This is a genomic window from Bacillus sp. FSL R5-0560 (genome assembly GCF_037966305.1).
GTDB classification, from domain to species: Bacteria; Bacillota; Bacilli; order Bacillales; family Bacillaceae; genus Bacillus; species Bacillus mojavensis.
The window spans coordinates 1,935,896-1,958,241 of sequence record NZ_CP150195.1 but is presented as its reverse complement, the minus strand read 5'-3'; the positions used below and the strand labels follow the sequence as shown (position 1 = coordinate 1,958,241).

Sequence of the window (22,346 nt, the reverse complement as noted above, 5' to 3'; positions counted from 1 at the left end):
TTCATCACCTCCTTTCATTGTTAAGTTTACATAGTAATAATCTTAAGTAATCTTGGGTTTTCGCCCATTTTTTCTAACTGAATAAGAGGCATTTTAATAGAGAGCTTGTCTTGCGATGATTTGAAATACTCAACAGATTTAAAAAATGCTTCTTTCTCGTTCGTTATAAGTCCTTTTAAATAATAATGGAACCCCAATTCGTTCTCATTTTGGTCTCTTTCCTCTAGTTTGTTTAACAATTGAAGTGCTTTGCTTAGTTCTTTATGATTAATTAATTCGAATATAACCTCTTGCATGTCTGTCACTGCATCTGAGTCATAATTGATCCATTCATTTTTCTTGTTCCAAAAATTGTTTAAAAAACTTAAATTTCTTTTGAAAAACTCCTCAAACCCTGGATTCCCCTTAGCAAACTTCAATCCAATTAAGTAGTTCTGCTTGCTTAAATTAAAGTCTGAAAAAATGTATGAAGTTCCAATGGTTAAATAACTAAATACCAAAAATCTTTGAGTATCAGTAGATGATATTGCTTTTTGTGCATACTCCCTACACAATTCAAGATTATTTTCATTCAAATAAATATTTGATAAGAGCACATTTATGCGAGTTTCAAAAGAGTTTTTTAAATATCGATTTTCTTTTATTTCACTAAGGTCTATTTGCTGAAATAAAAGCATCATCGGAGCGAAGTTTCCTTTATTTAAACAATCATACATAAGGAGCATTTTTGAGAAGATGTTCATCTCTGCAGTTTTAATTCTTTGTTTTCCAATGTTTGCAGAGGCTTCAAAAACATCTATTTCCCCTTTAGACAGTTCTCTATGTATTTTATACACTTTTCCATATTCTTTACTTTTCATATTGCTACAAGAAATCATTGAATCTATTAAAACATCCTCTATTTCAAAAAACATATTTGCATCAGCATACTCCAATGCACTTCTTGCTGCCTTTGTCTTAACATCTAGGTTTAAACAGTAATCTTTCATTAATTCATATTCACGGTCTGGATACTGACTCTTAACAATATTGACTATTGAAGAAAACTCATTAAATGTTTTCCCATCATGGTTTAAGAAGTCATAAAGAGGATTGGGGTTTTTAAGGCCAGCTACTGTTGCCCATTTATTCATTAAAGAGTTGTCATTTTCCAAGTCTTTCTTCATAGCTATCCTTATTAACTCCATTATTTCCCCTCATTTCTTTTTGTTGTCTTTATTGGTTAACTTAATAATACTATAGACCACTTCTCCAGTCAATAATTTTATACATATTTTTTGTATTTGTTTCTCTTTAAAATTCTTATTTTATTTAATATTTAGGAGGCGAAGATATGCCTCCCTAGTGAAGAGTCATTTAGAACAATTTCCTTCTTTTTTAACTGAAGGAGTTTTCAAGTAATCATGCTTATAAATGATGGTATCCGGCTTTGAATATTCATTGTATGTTACTTCAAAACCATTTTTCTGATAAAAGTGTACCAACCTATCATAGTGATCCATATCTTCCGGAGATATCCATCCTGTTATTGGCAATCTCTCTGCATGAGCTACTTTTTTTAAGTAACTCATAGCTATTGTTCCATAACCTTTTGAAGTGTTGTCATCATAAGTAATTATGTCCTGGATATAAATATTATCCTCTCGTATTTGTGTTAAAAATTTTATTAGAAAGAAATCAGTCCTTATAGGTTTTGTTAATTGATAAATTAAAATATCTAAATCAATCCCACCATACCCTTCTCTCTTGTTTTGGATTATAATGATATCATTTCCATATTTGTCTTTCGTTATTTCAAGTATATGGTACCTAGCATCTTTGGTAATTTTAATAATGTTTTTTATTATGATTTCTTTAATAGATAAGGTTCTTTCTGCTTCCTGATTTTTCTTAATCATAAAAGATAAATAGCCCTCTAGTTCTTTAATTCTGTTCTTTTTCTTACCCAAAAACATTTTGGAACCTCCTATATAAAACAATTATTTTACATAGACACAAAGAGGATTAATCCTCTTTGTGCATAGCCGGCCAAAAAAATTTCTCAATCTCCTTTTTCAAGTCTTCCTGTGCTTTGGGCCCAAGTTTATTAAATATGGATTTCATGAGAGAACGTTGCTCAAATATAATGTCAACGAGCTCATCCCTTTTTTGGCTTTTGTAACCGCTTCGTGTTGTAAGCCACTCATCATCATAACCAATACATTCTAATAATAATGTTTGCATATTTTTATTTCTTTTTTTAATATGTTCAGCACGTTTCATTCCTTCTTTAAATCCCCTTTTAAAAGCGTTCGCTTCTAATTGGTTTAATTCAAATTGTTTTTGATATTCCTCTATGCTCATGCGTATATCCTTTCTGATTAGAAATATTATCATTGTTGTACTATTATTTTCTTAAGGTATTATTAGTTTAACCACTTTAAATCTGTAAACGTTTTGAATTCATGTACACCACCGCTTAACGTAGAACTTACATTTAAATCAGTAAGCATAACCCTGGAGCCTTTTTCGGTATAACCAATAAGACTTAAGATTTCTGAATTCTCTTCAGTTAAAAACATTAAATCCATTTTTGCTTCACCGGTAAAATATCCTTTGTAATATGAGCTTAATTGAATACTTTCGCCTACCCACCCACTATCTGTTCTGTTAACTCTTACAGTCTTCTTCTCCTTAAAAAAGATAGCTTCATTAATATCATAATGGGCTAAACCTATAAATAAAGTGCATTCTCTTAATGTAATAGGCGATTTATATTTATTTCTAAATAGTGTATTAATCATTTTTATTCCTCGATTCGGAATGGATTGCAGCCAAGACGTGTTTTAAATCTTCCACCTGATCAACTAAATCATCCATATTCCGTTTGACCAAGTGAGATAATCCATATCTTTCTGCAAAATCAATCTCATATGAACGGACAATTTTTTTGGCTCCTCTACTTTCTTTTGGGGCAGTATAATAACTAATTAAAACATTTGATTTCATGGGTGAATTTGATTTTTTATATTGATCAATGGTATTAAAAAAGAAGCTAATTTCTTCTCCTTTTTCTAGAAGAGCAGTTCTTTGAAAAATGTTTAACTTATTTAATGACATATCACGATAGGGAATGTCTGGATCAAAAACAACATTTACATCATATGCTTGTCCTCCCCCAGTATTTTTAAGTTCTAAGTTTAAACAACCTAAACTTTCTTTATCAGGCATTACTTTGACTGTAACAGCAGGCTCTTCCATCGCAACACGTTGTCGCCTAACCTCTGTATAAGATATATAAGTTACAATTAATAATGCCAGTCCTCCAATCGCTGCAACAGTTGTTGCTATTGCACTAAGACCTGATAACATCTCGTTGTCAAAGTCGTTTCCTACAAAATTATATAAATGTACTACTATCGCTAATGAAATACAAATAAATAAGATAATTGCTGCTATTTTTACATATGATGTTTTCACAATATCTCTCCAATCATATCAACAATAATTTTAAAAACACGATTACCCCTTTTCAAAGCCGCTTCCATTCAACATACACAAATCGCTTTTGATACAAGTCTTCAAGTATAGCAGCCCATTCAATCCATCCTTCAGCAACAATGCTTTTCTTTTCCTCACCTTCAATCCACTCTATCCAATACACATGAACACCCCTTACCGACTCACTACTTGAATTTCCCTTACCTCACATTGAACATCACACTTAATTTTGAGCTCACTAGCTACCTCAATAACTTCTAACATATTATGCATTTTAGAAGCTTCATGGAGGTCATTAGATGTCAAATAACCACTCTCATCTAACTTAAATGATTTGAAGTATTCCTTGTTTTCAAACTGCAATACATAAAAATAATCAAGCAAAGGCATAAATCAACCTCTTTTAAATAATTTTGTAATCCTCATTACTAATGGCAGTAAACCAATTAACATGAAAAAAGCAATCACATTAAGCTTATTTTTGAAAAACAGGCTGGCCAAATTCCTTTCCATGCCCGCTGCTGTTTCTTTATCCATGAGTTCTTTAAACTCATCATCATAGACCTGATCAACAAAAATAAACTTAATGCCGGTCAATAATTCAACTCCAAGCCAGATAATTAAAAAATAAGCCAATCCAATCATTTGTTCCCTCCCTATATCGAACGAAATTTGGTATTCTTGAGTATGTTGAATAAATTATGTAGGTGATCTTGTGGAAGAGACATACGAAACAAACGGGTATGATACTTCAATCGTTTATGATTACAAAGAATATCCTGATGTAAAATATGGCCGATGCGACAATTGTGATTACACTTTGTTCAAAAGCTCTGTGAAGAGTGGCATATTCTTGCGTGAATGTCGGCGTTGTGGTATGAAAAAGAGCATTTAGATTAATGCTCTTTTTGTTTATTTTTATTTCTCTTGTAAAGCTTTTGACTCGGTGCTGCTTCGTTAAATAATATTTTACTTGTATCCTTATTTAAAAGTAACTCTCCATTATCTCTGAGTACAAATGTTGGTTCAATTTGTCCCGCCGGAAAGTGTAGATACTTAATAATTTCATATTCAAAATCAATGTGACGAAGTTTTTCAATATTAAATATTTTTTCTTCATGAATATCATCGATTATGCAATTGGCATCATTAAGAGCTCTTCGAAAACGTTCATACAAGAAAAAAATTTTGCTTACCGGAATTATTTTCCCATAATTATAAAGGGTTGCAGGTTCATTGAATGCTATTGTTATTTGAAAAAGTTGTGTATCAAAATCTTTCGTAATGTTTATTGCCATTAAAGGACGGATAAATTTTCTTCGTATATCATAATCATTTCCTTTAGAGGTATTTAAAACTCTTGGTATAAAGCAAAGATTTGATATTTGACAATCTAATCCCTTATTATTAAGGTGATCAACAACATACCCTTCTTTAGTTGCCTTTTCTAGCTCATCTTTACCATACCAATATTCCATTATAAATCTATGAAGATCAATTTGTTTCCCTTTTATTTTCGTGTAAATATATGGGTGGAGCTTCATCTTTTTCTTATTATCACGCCGACCATACCTTATGTTCCATTTTTTCGATTTTATCTTTAACCATAGATCATCAGTATAATCAGTTATTCCTAAGGCATTTACTTCAGGTTTATCTGTATAGAAATAAATTTTATTATTTTGCACATATACTTCCATTGCCATTCATTTCACTACCTTTTCTGCCATGAACAATATTATTGGATAAGCCTAATTTATGAAATCATTTTCACCGCAAGTTGTTTCGTTCGAAATAAAAAAATGCTACATCAATTTATCTGCTATTGTTATCTTTTTGTTTCTGTTCTAAGTGGCATATGTAATTGCCATTGCCCAATAAATGAAATAGTAATTGATAAACATACGGTGCTGACTATCGCTAATTAAAATGTTCTTTCTCTTTAAAAGTACGATTTTATGTAGACCTAGAAAACTTGTAATTCTTTCCTAACCTTATAACTTTAGTATACCATTTTCATCCTGAGTGATCGATATGGTTATGATTTTTATGGAAAATCAATAACTCAGGCAGCTCGATGTTTAGATATGTACAGACTTTATCTAACAGCTCTCTTGGATACCGCTCCATTTCATCTCTGTATAGCTTTCTGACAGTCGGATACTCATGATCAATATCCCTGGAAAGTTTCCGGATACTGATCTTTCTTTTGTCTAATATGTGCTTTAAATTTGATTTAATCAGTGTTCTCACCTCAATTTTGAATACTTAAAATGATCATTAAATTTGTATTAATGGCCAAGGCTTTCAATCAGCCTTGACCCTAAAGAAGCTTAAAATGGATAGTCATCGGGCTCGTCATGGTCAATCCCATATTTGCCTTTGATTTTTACGTCCCCACAACCGGGATTCTTTTCGATCACTAAAGAATGATTTTTATACGGATCTCCTTCCACTCGATCGGTTGCAGAAAAATCAAAATGGTTTCCTGTGAATTCTTTAACACTTCGTGGAAATTCCCAGCCACCTAGTGTTATTCTGTATATTGTCATTTTTAGAGTACAGCCTTCTGCATCGAATATAGTGAACTTGTACCACAACTCAGTGGGGTGATAATGCCAATTGTTATAATCAGCCATTGAGAACCCCTTGGTTTCTTCAGTCATAGTGAAGCTGACTTTCGTGGATTCAGTTGTAATCTTGGCATCAGCACTTTGAACATTAAAACCTGAGATTAAACCAAAGCAAACTAAAGTAAGAACGATTAATTTTTTCATTTCCTCTCCCCCTTTTTTCCAATTATAATATAAATTGGTAATTAAAGGGTAGTCGTTTTTTCTCTGGATAATGAAAAATTCAAAGATGTTTAATCTTACTTAGCTGCTGTCTTCGCCTTATTTTGCAGAAAAACTGAGTCCAAGACCCAAAAGATTAGAGCAAATGTGATACTAAATAAGTAAATTTCATATCCCATTAGGAAGTCTATAGTGGTCTTAGGGTCAGTAATTATTGCGAAGATTAACCACACTAAGAAGGAAAAGAATATGTATATGAGTAAATATTTCAGGGTAAACCTTTTTGGATTACGATTCAAGAAATATTGAACAGGTGCAGCAAAGATTAAATAGAAGATAAAGAGAATAACACTTATTAAGAAGTACGGAATATAACCATCATAATCAATGCCCAAAACATAAACAACAGCAGCTGATAACCCAGACAAGACATGAACAATAAAGATCCTTAAAATTTGCATGTTTATAACCCCTTTCATGTTAAAAGCTTCTTCAACATTGTCTATACGCCTCCTTAAAATCACTTTAAAATCCATGTTTTATTCAGCTGATTAGATTTGGCCTAATTAGATTAATGATTTCTTTTACATATTCAATAAACTGATTTTGGTCTTGAAGAATACCAAGCTTTTCATATTCACCGGTAAAAAGCCATTGAGGGGTTTCCCCATTTGTCTGTATCTCCATGATAAAACTTGATCCTTTTGTGTTGATCTCTTCATCTTCCTGAATTTCATAATGATGTGTAATTAATTTTTTCAAAGAGTGGCTGTCCTTTATTTCTTTTGTATAAAATGATAATCCCTGCTCCTCATACCGCTTTAGTTCAAAGCCATTATCCAGTAAAAAGTTCAAGTTGTTTTAATTTAATGTAAGCATCATTATTTTCCCCTCTCATTAAAACTGCTGTTTTATTCTCTGATTAATTTTCATTTTTCAATAATGTTTCAACAAAGACAAAGACTTCATCCAAGTTTTTAACGGGCTTATTGCTCAATGTTGCTTTATAACAATCATATAACCATTTTAATCCTTCTTTTAGTTCTTCATTTTCCTTCTGTAGTTTAATCGCCGTTTTATTGATCAAATTAAACATCCTCCTCTTCCGGTTAAAATTGTTGTTTTATTTAGTATCTATAATCCCAATTGTCTCTGCACTATGTAAAGTAAATTTGCCTACTATCATAAGTAATCGTACTGATTGAACCCACTTTATATTTCAGAGAAAAAAGATGTTTTCCCATTGATGACTCTAATCATATCAAAATACCTTGCACCAATTTTGCTAATATTCTTATAACTTTCACCTATTTTTAACCAATATTTATTATCAAAATAATTGATCTGAACACAATCATTACCAACGTATTTTTCTACTATATCTCTATCTGAATATATTCCTTCGGGATAAGTCCATTTTTTATTTAAGACTTTTTGTTCTCTTCCTATTACCATTGGTGACTTTCCCTTTTTAAATTCTAATCTTTCTTTCATAAATTTAATTTCTTGCTCCACTTCATTTGTCCATTCTTTAAGCATCCATCTTTCCGATTTTTCATCAAGATATATATTGAATACTTCATCTGAAATTTTAAACTTAACTTTTTTCTCCCTATGAGCGATTAAGGTAAATCCTTCAAAAGTTTTTAATTCCCTTAGAACATTTTCATCTATACCCCCCACCGACTCAACCCCAACCGAATAGTCTTCATAATTAAAATAATCATCTAAGATATTTTCTTTCACCGCTTTCAGGATTTCAATTTTCTGAATACCCATTATTACTTCTCACCTTTTCTGTTTAAAATATGCATTTTATTTAAATTTAGGAATGTTATGATGTAAGCATGAGAAGCTTTGATGTATCAATGATGTAATATGATATGTTATTTACCGTTTCTCTGTATGATTGCTCGCCCTCAAAATCATTTATCACATCTTTTTCTTCTGTAGTCATATCTTGATACTTAACCTTCCCATATGATGGAGGAAGCCAGTTTTTCTTTTGGCTGCCAAAAATATTAAACTTCTTAAGTATCTCCTCATCTTTAAACTCGATGTGACACGTCCCTTTTTTATAGAAAGTTACATAGAAGTACTTTAACTCTATTTTTTTCGTCTCCCCATAATGCTCAGCTAATTTTAAAGTTTCATCAATATTTATGTCTTCTGTCAAACCATTGTCAAGATAATTGAAAACTTTTTCGATATCTTTCAACTTTTCTAAGACCTTATAGTCTGTTGGATTATACCGACCATCTAGCCAGCTATAAACATTCAATGGGATAATCACTTTTTTGTTAATCTTGTACGATTTATTTGTTTTCCATCCATTATATAAGTGCACATTTTTTGATGATTCATCATAGTAATGCTTGTGGCTAAATTCTTCAAAAAGATTAAGTATTGTGTCTTCTACTCCCTGCGTCATCTCTTTGCTCATTTGAATTCTCAATGTATAGATATTGAATAAAGAAAAGTCATAGTCTTTTAATTCCTCAACATGCTGCAAATATTTTCGCTTAAGATTGCTTGTAAAGAGCCCCATAAATTGATCATTATTAAATAACGTATTCCAATACTTCGCCCTAATTTGTTTTATATATGCATTCTCTATATCATTTTCTTCGTTATTCTTATCAATTTGCAGCCTCAATATTGGAGTACTATTATCATTGAAACTATGCAGCATTAAGGGTTTTAAACTGTTGTATTCATTGATTAATTTTAAACCCGCTTTGATTTCATAATTGAATTGTTCTACTATCCCTTTTATAAAGTCTGCATTCACTAACTGTGTTGCTTTATAATCCTCATTAATTCTATGAGACTCATCTTTTTTTAAGTCTTCTATTAGGATACTGCTATATTCTTGTTTTTCAATGCTTATGTATATTAGTGCCGTTTCAACTTCTGTGCTTCGCTCTGAGTTCGAAAAAGCGTTTTGAATGTATTCAACTTCTGCATTTATTTCCTCTAGCTTACGAATCAAAAATTTCCTGTCATTTGAATACGGATTTTTTAATGTTTCGGCATTTAGTACGCAAACAATTTGACCAGGTCTTTGTTGCTCCTCTATTAATTCAATCGCCTTTAATAAGTGTTTAACACCGCTGCTAAAAGGTGGATTCATAAAAATCAAATCGTACTTCTTGTAAGTGTTAAAGGTCAAAAAATCGTCTGCTATCACTCTGTATTCTTTGCCTTTAAGTATGTGCTGTAAGTTTTCATCTTGCTCAATTGTATCCACGTCATACTTTGAATTCCTTCTGTAGTTCTTAGTGTTTTTAAATTGAGTGTAAATGGCTTCTACTAAGTTTCCTTTACCTGCTGACGGCTCTAGAACAGAGTTAATGTACTTCCATTCTACTTTAGATGTCATCTTTCGGATTAACTGTGGTGGTGTCGGATAAAAATCCGGATTATCTTTAAACATTTTTATTCTCCCCTTTTTATAAGGGAATGAGATGTTTTCCCATCCCCTATTAGTTTATAGATTAGGCTTATATGTATTGATTATTGGTTTGAAGCTTTTTTTATTTAAGTAACCTAAAACTTCATCAAATTGTCTTTTATCACAAGAGTGGTACTTACTATGAATTATTTTCATCCCATCTGGTTTAAGCTCTACATTATTCAATACTGTTTCAGGCAGCGAGTGCCACCCTTTGAATATCAATAATTCTGAATAGAAGTGACGATAATATAATTTTCTTTTATTTTCAGGCCGGTATGTCAACTTGACTGCATTATCATATTGGGCATATTTAGTTGGCCGATAACTGTCATACGTTATTCTTTCAGTAATCAAAGACCCAAGATCAGATATGTAGAATAGAGTATATTTTTCACCTTTTTCAAGTTCAGCATTTTTGAATTGCTCTTGAATACTGTCAACTTCCTGGAGAATTCTGTATAAAGAAATTTTCAATTCCTCTATACATACTTGTTGGACAACATTTTTACTCAACTTGAAATTATTTAACCTTAGCTTTTCTTTTAATGAAGCTTTATATTTGTTCCAGCCTTCCTTTTTCCAAGTCTCAAACATATTCAATTCTTCAATAACCGAAGTTGAAATGTCTTCTAACTTATCTGCTTGATTTTTTAACTCCTGTACTTCTTCTTCGTTTAACGCTTGCTTATGAGAAATCGACTTTTCAATTTTTGCATTATCCACTAAGCCGACATATCTTGCATAAGAATAACCTTGAGCATCTACAATAAATTGTAATTTGCCATTGTAGTACACACCTACACCGTACAAACTCCATTGAACCGTTCTCTTTTCTAGATCGTTCATATTGTAATAGTCAATCATTGAATTGATTCTATTGTCTTCCGTAAAGCTCCCTCCTGTTTCAGCTAAGAAATCAAAATCATTTAGTAGCATGTTAGAAAAGTTGATTAGAGCTTCTTCGGTATTGAAATGCACTTCCTTTGTTATTTTTACATTTTCAAGAGTAAAAGCACCTTTAGTAACCTCATCTTTATACTGTTTAAGTGTGCAATTCTTATTTAAGTTTGCGAACTGTGAATCAATAACAAAATACTGTTGTTCTTCGTTCAATTGTTTTACTACAATGCTGCTATAGATATTTTCAATTAGTTTCTTTTCTTCTTGTTGTTGTCTCTTATATTCAGCATTTTTTATTTCTTGTTCTTTTAGATATTCCTGAAGTTCTTTTTCTTTTCTTGCTTTCTCGGCTTCTTCAAATTCTTCAAGCTTTGAATCAAACAATGTCATATCTTTTTTAATTTCTTCTGTCTGTTCAGTTTCCTTGTATTCCCAGTCTAATGAAACATGACCATAAAAGTTGTAACTACCTGCGTAATCAGTGTACGGATCTGCTGGGCTGTAGCAGTGGCGATAATTGTTTAAAAGACTGTTGCAATAATGATAAATCGCAGTCAAATAAACAGAGCCTTTTTCATAAGGACTTGATTTGATTTTGATGTTAATAGTGCTATGTAAATAGCTTCCCCCAGTAGTAACAGAAAATTTGCATTGTGGGAAACGTTGTCTTACATGCTTTCTTATTTCCTTTGCCATTTCTTTAACTTCCTGTTCCTTGTTAACCTCGAACTCATTCCATTTCGTTGCATCCCACAGACTAATTTTCACACCCTTATCTTTCCTGCTGGTGTTAGTGATGGTGATTGTGTTAGACGATGTATTTTTTTGTTTGGTAATGTCATTAGCGACCTGCATTGATTTTTCTGTCCGTTTGTTCCACCAGCATTTTTTGAATCCAGAGAATCGAAAACCGTTTGATTTAAGATGAGTTAATACCTCTTGTTCTGGTTTACTATCAAAATAAAGTTCAATTCCGTTTAACTCTTCATTAATTCTTAAAACAGCTGTCATTTTCAACCTCTCCACTCTTTAATTTTTTATTGTACATATTTTTTGTATTTGTTAATTATATTATATCTTGATAATCTATAATAATCAATACTTTTATACATATTTTTTGAATTTGTATAGAGTTAAATACCAATTGCTCATGAGGGGGTTTGGGGGTGGTGTGAGCAAAAATTGTTCAGGTGAGGAACGAACCGTTTTGAACAATTAGCAGCACCCCCATTCTCTTATTTTATTATTTAATTTATTTTTGTCTCTCTTAAAGACTTAGACGGGAAAACCCTTGGTATTATTGAGCTTTTTTTAGAGTTTAAGAGGTTTATTCTCTTTAACTACCCATTTAACCATTCAATTAGCAGCTCCCTCATCCTTAATGAGGGTATGTATAATGTTATTTCTTCACCATCTCTAATTGCAGATCTCCAAATCCATTGTACTAATTCGGATAATGCAAATGCATCTTGATCAATTGTTATTTGATATTTCTCTTTAAAATAATTATATAGAACAGTGTTAACGTATCTGTTTATTGTATACACTAAGTGTTTTTTGTGCTTAAAATCATTGGTAGCTCTTGCATTACATGACACAAACCCTTTTGTATATCCGTTCCCCTTTACTTTGTTTTTGTGTTCTGAATAAGTCGTCCACATAGCTTCATCACTTGATGACTTAACAATGTTGTTAAAGTAATTGAATACATTGTTCTTTACTTTCTTGATCGTATACGGTGATTTATTTTTATACCAGTTAGAAGATAATGAATAATCCAATTGGCCAACTGTATTCAAGTTACCTTCATATATTTTTATTTTATTTCTTAATTGAGCCTTTAGAATACTCTCATATTCAGTATTATGTTTTGTAAACCTGTATTGCCCATCTATAAATTCAGAAACGTATTTTTGATACTTGATATTGTTTATATCATAATAATATCTTTGTATTTGAGCATCAAACATGTAAGTGAGTATGTAAACTTCTTTAAACAACTTGAATATATCTGCAGGAAAATTCCAAATCAATATATTGTCTTTAAAGTACATCAGATTATTGTTTAAAGCCATATCACGAATATCATCATAACGTGTTTCATAGTCCTTTTTTTCTTCGTTCCATTTGACAAATCCGTCTTCAACATATATTAACTTTGATTCAAATAGTGTAGTTAGATCATGCTTCTTAACGCGTAACTGTTCAACTACTTCCATAACTTCATCTAATATCAATGTATAGTTGCCTGAAAGGATCAGCTCCTTTGTTTCGTCATTAGCATTTTTGAATAGATTATGTGTAGCAACAATATTTTTGTTCTGAGATAAAAGTTCATGAAATGACTCAAACTTATATTGTGTTTTGTCACCTTTCTTCTTTACTTTAGGTTCATAAATTTGTTTACTGCTTATACTCTTCTTAATGCGATCCACTTCATCCAAGTACGGTGTAATGAAAATAAAATTTTCGTCTGTCCCTGAATTATTCATCATGTCAATTGCTGCAGATGTTTTACCGCTACCCATAATAGAATCCACTATTTTTATTCTTGTCATAAATCTTATCCTTTCCTTTTAACCATTTTTCAACCATTCTGAAAGTAGTTCTTCCATTCGTAGTGAAGGAATGAAAATTATTAAAGGTTTATTGATATTTCCACAGTTTACTATCCATTTTAAGATCAATGATAAAGCATATGTATCTTCATCCAACGATGATAACTCTTTGTATTTTGCAAGTAAAAATGAATTTGGAAAACAATTAGCTGCAAAGCAAAGATAACTTTTCTTTTCCTTTAAATCTTGCCCGTTGAGTGGTACAAATCTTTTCTTGTTCCCTTTAAATTCTAATTGCCTTGCGTATTGTGTGAATGTTGTCCAGCAACGATCTTTACTCGTTGAACTTGTTTGATTATAAAAATAATTATTCATATTCAATTTTAGTTGTTGCACATCTTTAGTGTTCTTACTGAACCAGGTTTTACTATAATCATATTTAAATTTTCCGCTATGAAGTAACTTACCTCTTTTCTTATGAATCATTAAATTCTTCCTTAGCAGATGTTGTGTTTCCTCTGAAAGTTTTTTGCAATAGAACACATCTTCCACAAAATCAGATGGTGCGGAAATACTGTGCATTGTAGTAGAGCTTAGTACATTGTAAAGGTTGTTTATGTCTTCTCCATCTAACCACATTTGTTCAATTGTAAGTAAATCATTTTTGTTCTCAACATACTCCAATATTTCAAATGTGAAATCATTTAAACTATATTTATCCCAATCCTTTTGAAGAAGATGTGAATGGTGTAAACCATAATGCAGATCAGTTACATGCTGCTTCCATCGTTTAAATACGTTTATACTGCTACCTATATATTTCTTCCCGTTAAGTTTATTTGTTATTTGGTAAATCCCCCTCATTCATTGACTCCTTTTAATGTTCTTGTTCTTTCCATATAGACTCCTTATATTTTCAATTTGAATCTAAAAATAAGGAACGATAATTGGTTTACCGCTCCCTTATTTAAAACGCATATTTAATTATCCTTTTTCTTTTTGCTGAATGATTAATACTGAATCATCTTGTTTTACTTTGCTTATCTCTTCTTTATACTCTAAAAGGTCTGAATCAATTCTGTCAGTAGTTTCCTTGATGGTGTCTAAATCTTTCTTGAGCATTTCCAATTCCTTAGTAAGCTGCCGAATAGCATCCAGGAATTTATTCTCCACTCATCTCACCTCAATGATTTAATTATACCATGAGGCCTATATGATTAGTGTGACTTGTTTCTTAGTTTAAGGAATACAAAATAGATGATCCATATCAGAAGGATAATGATACATGTGACTACAAATATTGTATTGATTAGTGTTTGTGCTTCGCTGCTGAAGTAATCTTTAATGAGTTGAAACATTAAGAATAAGCCAATGAATGTGATATGGGTAAGCCATAGTGAGAATCGTTTCATGTTTACAATGTGCTTGATCATGTTATAATATGGGTAGAACTAAAGGAGAAGTTCATTCCCCTTTAGCTTAGCTCTCATCGGCGTATACGTTGGCGTTGTCTCTTTGGTCGGAGCCGCTTGCGTATACGCTTTTTCTTTTTGCTTGTCCCATTCTTTAGGTTTCTTATCTTCTCAACTATTGTTAGACTGTTGATTGTAAGAACCGTTAAAGATATGAGGAAAGCAACTATGATACCCACTTTCTCAAGCACTATGTACACCTCCTTTCCTATAACTCTATTATAACATATTTCATTAGTTTTATATACATATTTTTTGTATTTGTAGTGAGGTATTTGTGTGTTGATGGATGGTGTTGAAATGCTTTGTATGCTGCCTGAGTGAACAGTAATGCAATTGATTGGGAATTGATTAAGGATGCTTAGAGAGGTGTCAGATTGATTCTGAGAATGTGTGAGTGTGATGAGTGGTTAGTGTAGGATATATGATTAGATATGATATGGTTATGTATAGTGATGAGGATAAAATAAATATGTCTTCGATTCCCTCGGATTCGTTATAAATACGATTATTTTTAATGAATGGATATTCATTTTTATATTGCCAATCAATTTATTTTTTAAAATTTATTCTTGTGTTTAGCCTGGAATTATGTTAGCGCTGTTGCAAACCTATCCAAGTCATGAAATGCACGTATAATGTACCTTATACACGTATTACAATACCAATATATGGGGGTATATTTACATCTAATGGTAAAATTAAGGGAACGGATGTACCCATAGCACTTCCATTTCCACACCCTATCCAAATTTTCATTTTCCTAATTTCACCTCAAAATCACCCTTTTTCACATCGTAATCGCTATCGTAAAAGCCTTTTATATCAACGTTTTCCCCTTTTCAAATTAACTCGTTTTCTTCAATATTTAGATAAAGCAGCCACTTCCCCCTACTCTCACTTATGTTTTACGATCGTTTTACCCCTAATCACCATTCGATGCATCAAATACCCTTACGTTTACTGGATTTTTGAACTCTATTATATTATTTACGATAGGCATGTTTTTAGATTACGATAATCACTCTATATGGCTTAGAATTCATCTCAATAACCTGGAGCTGTTAACATACTAGCGAAAAAACAATAGACAAATACAAATAATATGTATATAATCATCTCATAGGTGAGGAGGTGAGATAATGCAAAAGGATTCAAAGAAAGTAACATACATGTTTAGTAATTTAATTGGATTTTTAGAGACTACTATTATTGAAGGAACTGCTTCACAAGAAGAAAACACTCTTTATGAGGACTATAAACTTTTTGGAACAATCGATAAACAGAGCTATACATACAAAAATCTTGTACAGAAGTATCTAAAAAGCGACTATTAAATCAAAAAATATGAATAAAAGTAATAAGGGGAGAATTTATTGAAAGGAAAAAAAGATGGCCTAAATAAGCAAGTACATATTTACAGTATTGATACTTCTGCTTTTTATAATGATCAAGAAAACAAATTACATAACAAGATTTTAAAATCATATAGGTACAGAGATCATCTCAAAAATCTTGAACATGTTGATAAAAAACATAAGAAGTACATAACGCAAAGGATTATTTCCTTAAAAGAAAAGCTTTATAACGCATTTAACGATCATATTCAAATAAGAACACTTAGAACAGATTCTCTGAAAGATAATAATGTGATTTCATTATTTGATTCAGTCTTAACTCGAACGCTGGGAATCAAAGAAAACTCTCTCTCTGAAGAGATCATGGTTGTCCAAACTTATCACTTTCAAATTTTAAGGGACATTATTGATAAAGGATTCCTACATAACAATGAGAAATACGTTTATTTCACTAGCAGTGCCGGTCAAATAAGAACAAAAAAATCTTGTTTTATCAAACAAAGCACCTTAGATAAGTATCAAAATGCTTTAACTTGTGGTCTTAGTGTGGAGCATATCAATGCTCAAGGTGGAAGCAGCATAAACAAATGGAATAGCTACATGGCCTTATCGAATAGCGCCAGCAGTCCATGGGAAATTGATATTGATAAAGCAATTGTCGTAAATGACTTAGAAACAAATGTTTCCAGCCTAGTTGATTATATTGACCGGGATACATATGAAATCACACGTAAGATTATGGATATTCCTATAGAACATACAGATGGTTGTGGAATGATGCTTCCTAGTTTGAGCCAGAAAAGCTTTATGGTCAGATTGCCTTGGGTTAAGGGTCTACTAGTTCCATTTGATTTTAGAAAGTTTGCTGAAAAACACAGTTCATTTATAGTTAAGGACGTCTACGGTAAAGAATGGGATATTATTAAAGATGATATCCAAATAATTTTTACGAAAAGTCAGTTTAAGATGTGGAAGTACTATGATTCTTGGGATGATTATCGCTCTAAATTTAAAAAGTATGGATGCTTAGGAGCTAAATTAAATGAAGAAGATCCATCTGTTGAGGGAAAACTGACTTACCAGATGCTACAAACACTCACTGATATCACAGATGAGGAATTGAAACAAATCAGCTCAAAGACTGTTAGTGAGATTACTCAATTAGGCACTGATAAAGAAACAATGATGAAAGTTTTGGGGGCTACCGAGAAAAATAAACATAAGACAAGCCTTCAAGAAGCTCTACTGATATATCCAGAGCTACTAAATGATGATCACACCAAAGAAATCATTAAGAATAAGAAGAAGAGTATGATTAAGGACGCCAAATCAGGAAAATTACTTGTCAGTAACGCCCGGTATACATATTTATGTCCTGATCTATATGCTTTTTGTGAAAGATTGTTTCTTGGTATTGAGAATCCGAAAGGACTGCTTTCAGGAAGCGATGTCCATTGTTCTTTATATGATGAAGGGTACATTGATATCCTTCGCTCCCCTCACCTATTCAGAGAGCATGGTGTTAGGTGGAACAAAAAAGATGAGGAATATGAAAAGTGGTTTATTACCCCAGGTGTTTACACCAGCATTCATGATCCGATATCTAAATTGCTGCAGTTTGACAATGACGGGGATAAGGCCTTAATTATTTCTGATGAGTTAATCGTCAATATTGCCAAGCGTAATATGGAGAACATCGTTCCTTTGTATTATGAAATGTCAGTAGCCCAGAAGCAAGAGATTAATAGCAGAAACATCTATGAAGCACTAACTCTTGCTTATGGGATCAATATCGGGGAGTACAGTAATAATATCACTAAGATATGGAACAGTGACAATATAAACCTGGACGTGATCAAATGGTTATGCATGGAGAATAACTTTACTATCGATTTTGCAAAAACCTTATTCATGCCCACCCGCCCTGATCACGTTGATGAGAAAATCAAAGATTACATAAAAAATAAAGTGCCCCACTTCTTCATCAATGCAAAGGATAAAGAAGAACATAGCGTAGAATTGATTAATGAAAGTACAGTAAATAAGTTAGACTCAATTATTCCTAATGACCGAATCAACTTTAACGCAGTTGCAGGAAAATTTGATTACCGTTTCTTACTCAAAAACAAAGAGATTAAACTTAATGAAGCCGTAATTAATGAATACAAACGTCTTGATCGAAACAAAAAATGGCTTATGAATGATGAAGAAATTAAACCAGGACAAAAACTTTATGTCTATAAGATTATCAAACAAAAACTATTGGAAATACATAATGATGACAGATTTATTACAGATGTATTGGTAAAACATCTATATAAGAAAAAAAGTAAATTCAAATCGACACTGTGGGAGTGCTTTGGCGATATTGTACTGGAGAATATTAAGCATAATTTAAAGACCTTTAAAGGATGCTGTATTTGTGGAAAAGCTTTTAAGCCAACATCTAACAAAGCGAAGTACTGTCAGTCTTGTGGAAAGAAAAAAGAACGTGACAAATACAAAAAATATAACAAAAAGAGAATTAACCACCGTTAGAAAGTGCCTTGAGCCTTACTCCCCCAAGGTGTACAGTGATTTTACCGAAAAAAACTTCAACAAAAAAGTGCCTTTATCCCTTGGTGCTACTGGGTTGAGAGCACTTTTGGAGATAATCGTCTTAAGGGAGACAGAAAGCTAATTTCCACATAAAAGGGCTAGTACGTTTCCCCCCGTCTATATAAAAGACAATCTTTATTGATCATTTAGAATAAATTTAAAATTACTTAGGAGGAAATTGATTATGAATAAAACAGAACTAATCGCTAAAGTGGCAGAAAAACAAGGGGTATCTAAAAAAGAAGGAGCTCCCAGTGTCGAAAAAGTCTTTGACACTATTTCAGAGGCATTAAAAAGTGGAGAAAAAGTAAGTATTCCTGGTTTCGGAACATTTGAAGTTCGTGAACGTGCAGCTCGTAAAGGGAGAAATCCCCAGACAGGAGAGGAAATTGATATTCCGGCTACAAAAGCACCTGCATTTAAGCCGGCAAAAGCACTTAAAGACGCAGTCAAAGCTAAATAATCAGTTAATGAGGACGACAGGAAAGGCTACCTGCACGCTTTGTCACAAAGAGCTTATGCTCCTAAATGTGGCAGAGTTAGAAGTTATGGAGGAAATTGTCGACCTCCCCTCTTTTCGCTTATCTTCATCTCCGGGTTAATTAATTATAGTTGTTTATTGATGGCATGGGGGTGCCGTCAATAATTAGTTGATTACTGATATTTGGGATATCAGTTCTCGACTAATGTTCATTTATGAAGGTAAAGACTAATCTAAATGAATATTAGTGGAGATTCCTCTCCAGTGTGGACTAGCTTTTCTTGATTAAACAATATCTACTCCCTTCTTTTCTGTATCATTCTGATACAAAACTGCGGCTGGCCATTGCAGTTAGTCGGATAATAGTCATTTATGAGGGTTCGAGGTTAACTCGGATGTCTGTATCTAAAGGAGACAGGTAAATGACTATTATCGGGCTAAACATGTCGGTAAGACCTATGCTACTCAAGCTGTTTATGTAGGGTGAATCCCATCACAGTCTTACTATGGGTGACATGTAACCTGAATATTAATTGCGGTGTACTGCTTCGGCTTACACTTAGGGAAGGTAGATGCGTCTCCCTTCCCTTTAAATAATGCCCTTGTAAGCTTTGATGCTTATTATGCGGTCAACAAAATTTTCCGGGTTAGCGAGTCTTCTATACTCGTAAAATAAGTGAAATGGTTTTTGGGCGCTTGATCACCGCTCCCATTTCATTGAAAAGGATTATTTTCGGTCTTTCCTTTTCAATTTCACTTAGCAACACGTTCACTTTATTTCACTTCATCTCCTTCAATGTTCTGAATGGAGACTTACCTTTCCCAATGTACATACCTCCTTACACGGGTCAGAGAAAACTGTGCAAAATAAATGGCGAGCGTTTGAGACGCTTTCTCAATAAGGCGTGTAACCTGACAAGGGAGACTGAAAATGCCATTGAGAAGGCTTATAATGGGTCTTTCCTTCTCATTCAATACAATTTCCTTTTATTTTTAAATGGCTAATGTGCAAGCTCTTTTAAGGTGGTGCTTAACAGAGCGATATTAAGCAGATCACGAGACAACCGTGAATTCTCCGCCGGTGGAGAATTAAAATACGTTCCGGTAAGCGTGTGCTTTAGTTGTTATAGCTCATCTGCCAGGTGTAGAAGGAGCCAGCTGGATTTCGCACAGCGATAACCAGGCTTTTATGTTCATGTACCATGATGTACAAGGAGTTCCTGAAGACGTCCTTATGACGTCTTTTGTTATTCAGATTTCCCTGTCGATCCGAAGGCTTGCGTTCCTACGTGAGTTACTGGTGTAGGTGAGATGGGTAAGAAAATAACTAGAACAATAGAATTTAATAGTCATTCACTCTTCTTTTTAGCTTTTACTTTGTCATAACCAAACATAAAGCCAAAAGCTATCATTATTGCCCCACCAAATCGAAGATATTGGTGATATTCAAAATCTTTAAAAACAGTAACCGCTCCAACTACCAACAAAACACCTATTATAATAAAGGCATTCAAAACTTTGTCTATCAAAAAAACACCCCTTTTCAAATTCATCTGCACTTCATTATACCTATTGTGGATTATTTTACCACACAGAACAGTTGTTGATAACTGGGATAGGTCTGTAATTCATATGTACGTAAGTTATCAATAATCTCCTTCGGGCGTTTCCCCAACGCCTATCCGACTTATCTTTTCATCTCCTTTATATCCCCTTTTCGGACGTTACCGATGCTTCGGATCATCGGGCTTCCGAAGGAGCTTATTGTTCGTAAAAAACACAAAAAATTGGAGGAATTTAAATGGCTAAGAAAGTTCATACAGTAAATTTAAAAGGAAACTATACTTATATTGATGGAATTATTGAAGAAGAAACAAAAACAGACATCGAGCGTTATGATCTGAATTCAATTTTAAAATCATTTGACGGTCGGAAAGTGAAAATTTCTATTACCGAAGAAGACGAACTTCCACAAATCAATGAGTAGGCGGTGACTGAATGACAGCTATTTTAGATCCTGTTTTACAACGAGAAAAAGACGAATCATTTACTGATTATCATATTAGACTTTTCAAAAACAAAGACACTTATCACATTGATACTAAAACCATTGCTGCTCTTTTAAACAAAGATCAAGGTACAAATTATGATGAGAGTAAATGGCGCAAAGACTTTAAGCAATATGAACGTTGGAATGATTACATAATGTCCAAGAATTTGGATGAAGAAATTCTGAAGAAATACGAGGAAGTGCGACTACAATCTGAAAAGGAAAAGATTAGAACTCGTGATCAAAAAAGAGAATACAGAAAAAGTATAGCGAATCAAGCACGCTTTGAGAAAATCAAGGATGACGTAGTCCAAGCTATTGTTAATTTAGAATCAAAAAGACCTCTTCGTTTCACTTACCCCCTCCCTGCAGCTGCTGAAAAGCATGGGCTTGCTTTATTCAGTGACTGGCACTTCGGAATGGAAATCGATAACCGCATCAATAAGTTCAATAAAAAAATATTCGATGAACGAGTTGAGCATCTCACAAACAAAGTAATTGAGTATGGAAAGAAGAATCATGTCTCCACATTACACGTTGCAAATCTTGGCGATTTAATTGGAGGTCTTATACATGTTTCAACAAGAGTTCAGGCTAATGAAGATGCTGTAGAACAAATTAAATATGTATCAGAAACGCTTGCTGAGGTTTTAGCGATGTTGGCAAGTGAGTTTCAAGAAGTTAAGTTCTACAACGTAGCAGGCAATCACGGTCGCCTCTCCCCTTCTAAAAATGATGTCGGGATTAAAGAAAACTTTGAATACCTCATTAATTGGTATCTCGGAGCTAGATTAAGAGATATTAAAAACATTTCAATTGAACCGGAACAAGATGGTTTTATCCCCGCTAAAATCAACAATCAAGAAGTCGTGTTTGTCCACGGTCACTATGATCGTGTTGATCAATGCGTAACCCGCCTACCTCAATTACTTGGCTATATCCCTTCTTACATATTCGGTGGTCATATTCATCACAACTATGAAAAAGAGTATGGCAGCACAACAGTTGTTGTAAACGGAGCGCTTGTAGGCGCTGATGATTATGCGATGCAGGGTCGCTTTGGTACGAAACCGTCCCAAAAGTTTATGGTTTTTGATGATACAGGTATTGAGGCTACATACATAATTAGATTTAAGAATGGCACATATAACTGAGCCTAGTTAGAGTATTAGGACATTTTTGAACCCAACTACGGGA

The 22,346-nt window shown here is 33.0% G+C and carries 28 protein-coding genes and 2 pseudogenes; 7 read left to right on the top strand and 23 right to left on the bottom strand.

The window, feature by feature from the left end; all coding sequences use genetic code 11:
* Positions 1-26 precede the first annotated feature (26 nt).
* The 8 genes from NST56_RS10165 to NST56_RS10130 form a co-directional block, all read right to left on the bottom strand.
* A complete protein-coding gene (locus NST56_RS10165) occupies positions 27-1,187 on the bottom strand; it encodes an AimR family lysis-lysogeny pheromone receptor (protein WP_339181721.1) in 1,161 nt (386 codons plus the stop codon).
* A gap of 165 nt (positions 1,188-1,352) precedes the next feature.
* Complete coding sequence (locus NST56_RS10160) at positions 1,353-1,955, bottom strand: hypothetical protein (protein WP_225516788.1); 603 nt, start codon at positions 1,953-1,955, stop codon at positions 1,353-1,355.
* A gap of 49 nt (positions 1,956-2,004) precedes the next feature.
* Positions 2,005-2,343 carry a hypothetical protein gene (locus tag NST56_RS10155; protein ID WP_339181718.1) on the bottom strand — a complete coding sequence of 113 codons (339 nt, stop codon included), beginning with the start codon at positions 2,341-2,343 and terminating at the stop codon, positions 2,005-2,007.
* Between the two features lie 62 nt (positions 2,344-2,405).
* On the bottom strand, positions 2,406-2,783 hold the full coding sequence (locus NST56_RS10150; RefSeq protein ID WP_225516786.1) for a hypothetical protein: 378 nt from the start codon (positions 2,781-2,783) through the stop codon (positions 2,406-2,408).
* Positions 2,776-3,459, bottom strand: a complete 684-nt coding sequence (locus NST56_RS10145) for a hypothetical protein (RefSeq protein ID WP_339181713.1) — start codon at positions 3,457-3,459, stop codon at positions 2,776-2,778. The genes NST56_RS10150 and NST56_RS10145 overlap by 8 nt, the downstream gene beginning before the upstream one ends.
* A gap of 52 nt (positions 3,460-3,511) precedes the next feature.
* Positions 3,512-3,643: a hypothetical protein gene (locus NST56_RS10140; RefSeq protein WP_339181710.1), complete on the bottom strand. Its 132-nt coding sequence runs from the start codon at positions 3,641-3,643 to the stop codon at positions 3,512-3,514.
* Positions 3,644-3,654: 11 nt separating this feature from the next.
* The gene (locus NST56_RS10135) at positions 3,655-3,870 is read right to left on the bottom strand and encodes a hypothetical protein (protein WP_339181707.1); all 216 of its coding nucleotides are present in this window, start codon (positions 3,868-3,870) and stop codon (positions 3,655-3,657) included.
* A 3-nt stretch (positions 3,871-3,873) separates the two neighbouring features.
* A complete protein-coding gene (locus NST56_RS10130) occupies positions 3,874-4,125 on the bottom strand; it encodes a hypothetical protein (RefSeq protein ID WP_339181705.1) in 252 nt (83 codons plus the stop codon).
* Between the two features lie 70 nt (positions 4,126-4,195).
* Here NST56_RS10130 and NST56_RS10125 point away from each other — a divergent pair, with 70 nt between their 5' ends.
* Positions 4,196-4,375, top strand: a complete 180-nt coding sequence (locus NST56_RS10125) for a hypothetical protein (protein WP_254517587.1) — start codon at positions 4,196-4,198, stop codon at positions 4,373-4,375.
* Position 4,376: 1 nt separating this feature from the next.
* On the opposite strand, the gene NST56_RS10120 is transcribed toward NST56_RS10125, so the two are convergent.
* The 14 genes and pseudogenes from NST56_RS10120 to NST56_RS10055 all read right to left on the bottom strand — a co-directional run bounded on the left by NST56_RS10120 (position 4,377) and on the right by NST56_RS10055 (position 14,853).
* Positions 4,377-5,186: a hypothetical protein gene (locus tag NST56_RS10120; protein WP_339181699.1), complete on the bottom strand. Its 810-nt coding sequence runs from the start codon at positions 5,184-5,186 to the stop codon at positions 4,377-4,379.
* Positions 5,187-5,496: 310 nt separating this feature from the next.
* Complete coding sequence (locus NST56_RS10115; RefSeq protein WP_339182149.1) at positions 5,497-5,724, bottom strand: helix-turn-helix transcriptional regulator; 228 nt, start codon at positions 5,722-5,724, stop codon at positions 5,497-5,499.
* An 89-nt stretch (positions 5,725-5,813) separates the two neighbouring features.
* Entirely contained in the window at positions 5,814-6,257 is a 444-nt protein-coding gene (locus NST56_RS10110; protein ID WP_187956761.1) for a hypothetical protein, read from the bottom strand.
* Positions 6,258-6,352: 95 nt separating this feature from the next.
* Positions 6,353-6,736 carry a UPF0715 family protein gene (locus tag NST56_RS10105; RefSeq protein ID WP_339182146.1) on the bottom strand — a complete coding sequence of 128 codons (384 nt, stop codon included), beginning with the start codon at positions 6,734-6,736 and terminating at the stop codon, positions 6,353-6,355.
* An 82-nt stretch (positions 6,737-6,818) separates the two neighbouring features.
* Entirely contained in the window at positions 6,819-7,037 is a 219-nt protein-coding gene (locus NST56_RS10100) for a hypothetical protein (RefSeq protein WP_339181694.1), read from the bottom strand.
* Between the two features lie 160 nt (positions 7,038-7,197).
* Positions 7,198-7,362 (bottom strand): hypothetical protein, encoded by a 165-nt coding sequence (locus NST56_RS10095; RefSeq protein ID WP_159376880.1) that lies wholly within the window; start codon positions 7,360-7,362, stop codon positions 7,198-7,200.
* Positions 7,363-7,487: 125 nt separating this feature from the next.
* Positions 7,488-8,054 (bottom strand): hypothetical protein, encoded by a 567-nt coding sequence (locus NST56_RS10090; protein ID WP_339181690.1) that lies wholly within the window; start codon positions 8,052-8,054, stop codon positions 7,488-7,490.
* A 55-nt stretch (positions 8,055-8,109) separates the two neighbouring features.
* Entirely contained in the window at positions 8,110-9,711 is a 1,602-nt protein-coding gene (locus tag NST56_RS10085; RefSeq protein WP_339181687.1) for a DUF4942 domain-containing protein, read from the bottom strand.
* 54 nt (positions 9,712-9,765) lie between these two features.
* Complete coding sequence (locus tag NST56_RS10080; RefSeq protein WP_339181684.1) at positions 9,766-11,643, bottom strand: LPD29 domain-containing protein; 1,878 nt, start codon at positions 11,641-11,643, stop codon at positions 9,766-9,768.
* A 329-nt stretch (positions 11,644-11,972) separates the two neighbouring features.
* Positions 11,973-13,190, bottom strand: a complete 1,218-nt coding sequence (locus tag NST56_RS10075) for a hypothetical protein (protein ID WP_213377198.1) — start codon at positions 13,188-13,190, stop codon at positions 11,973-11,975.
* A gap of 18 nt (positions 13,191-13,208) precedes the next feature.
* Positions 13,209-14,054, bottom strand: a complete 846-nt coding sequence (locus NST56_RS10070) for a GIY-YIG nuclease family protein (protein WP_339181683.1) — start codon at positions 14,052-14,054, stop codon at positions 13,209-13,211.
* Positions 14,055-14,174: 120 nt separating this feature from the next.
* On the bottom strand, positions 14,175-14,363 hold the full coding sequence (locus tag NST56_RS10065) for a hypothetical protein (protein WP_339181682.1): 189 nt from the start codon (positions 14,361-14,363) through the stop codon (positions 14,175-14,177).
* A gap of 44 nt (positions 14,364-14,407) precedes the next feature.
* Positions 14,408-14,658 (bottom strand): annotated as a pseudogene (locus NST56_RS10060) (hypothetical protein).
* A gap of 18 nt (positions 14,659-14,676) precedes the next feature.
* Positions 14,677-14,853, bottom strand: a complete 177-nt coding sequence (locus tag NST56_RS10055; RefSeq protein ID WP_017696861.1) for a hypothetical protein — start codon at positions 14,851-14,853, stop codon at positions 14,677-14,679.
* A gap of 951 nt (positions 14,854-15,804) precedes the next feature.
* On the opposite strand from NST56_RS10055, the gene NST56_RS10050 reads away from it, so the two are divergent.
* The 4 genes and pseudogenes from NST56_RS10050 to NST56_RS10035 all read left to right on the top strand — a co-directional run.
* Positions 15,805-15,999: a hypothetical protein gene (locus NST56_RS10050; RefSeq protein ID WP_268468630.1), complete on the top strand. Its 195-nt coding sequence runs from the start codon at positions 15,805-15,807 to the stop codon at positions 15,997-15,999.
* 39 nt (positions 16,000-16,038) lie between these two features.
* Complete coding sequence (yonO, locus tag NST56_RS10045) at positions 16,039-18,558, top strand: DNA-directed RNA polymerase YonO (RefSeq protein ID WP_339181678.1); 2,520 nt, start codon at positions 16,039-16,041, stop codon at positions 18,556-18,558.
* A gap of 244 nt (positions 18,559-18,802) precedes the next feature.
* A complete protein-coding gene (hupN, locus tag NST56_RS10040; RefSeq protein ID WP_004399274.1) occupies positions 18,803-19,081 on the top strand; it encodes an HU-related DNA-binding protein HupN in 279 nt (92 codons plus the stop codon).
* A gap of 556 nt (positions 19,082-19,637) precedes the next feature.
* Positions 19,638-19,747 (top strand): annotated as a pseudogene (locus NST56_RS10035) (hypothetical protein); the annotation flags it as partial.
* A 701-nt stretch (positions 19,748-20,448) separates the two neighbouring features.
* Here NST56_RS10035 and NST56_RS10030 read toward each other — a convergent pair.
* Complete coding sequence (locus tag NST56_RS10030) at positions 20,449-20,628, bottom strand: hypothetical protein (RefSeq protein ID WP_019712269.1); 180 nt, start codon at positions 20,626-20,628, stop codon at positions 20,449-20,451.
* A 272-nt stretch (positions 20,629-20,900) separates the two neighbouring features.
* Between NST56_RS10030 and NST56_RS10025 the strand changes: the two genes are divergently transcribed.
* Both NST56_RS10025 and NST56_RS10020 read left to right on the top strand, forming a co-directional pair.
* Positions 20,901-21,086, top strand: coding sequence for a YonK family protein (locus NST56_RS10025; RefSeq protein ID WP_019712268.1), 186 nt, complete (start codon positions 20,901-20,903; stop codon positions 21,084-21,086).
* Positions 21,087-21,097: 11 nt separating this feature from the next.
* A complete protein-coding gene (locus NST56_RS10020) occupies positions 21,098-22,303 on the top strand; it encodes a metallophosphoesterase family protein (protein ID WP_286238975.1) in 1,206 nt (401 codons plus the stop codon).
* The last annotated feature ends 43 nt before the right edge of the window (positions 22,304-22,346 follow it).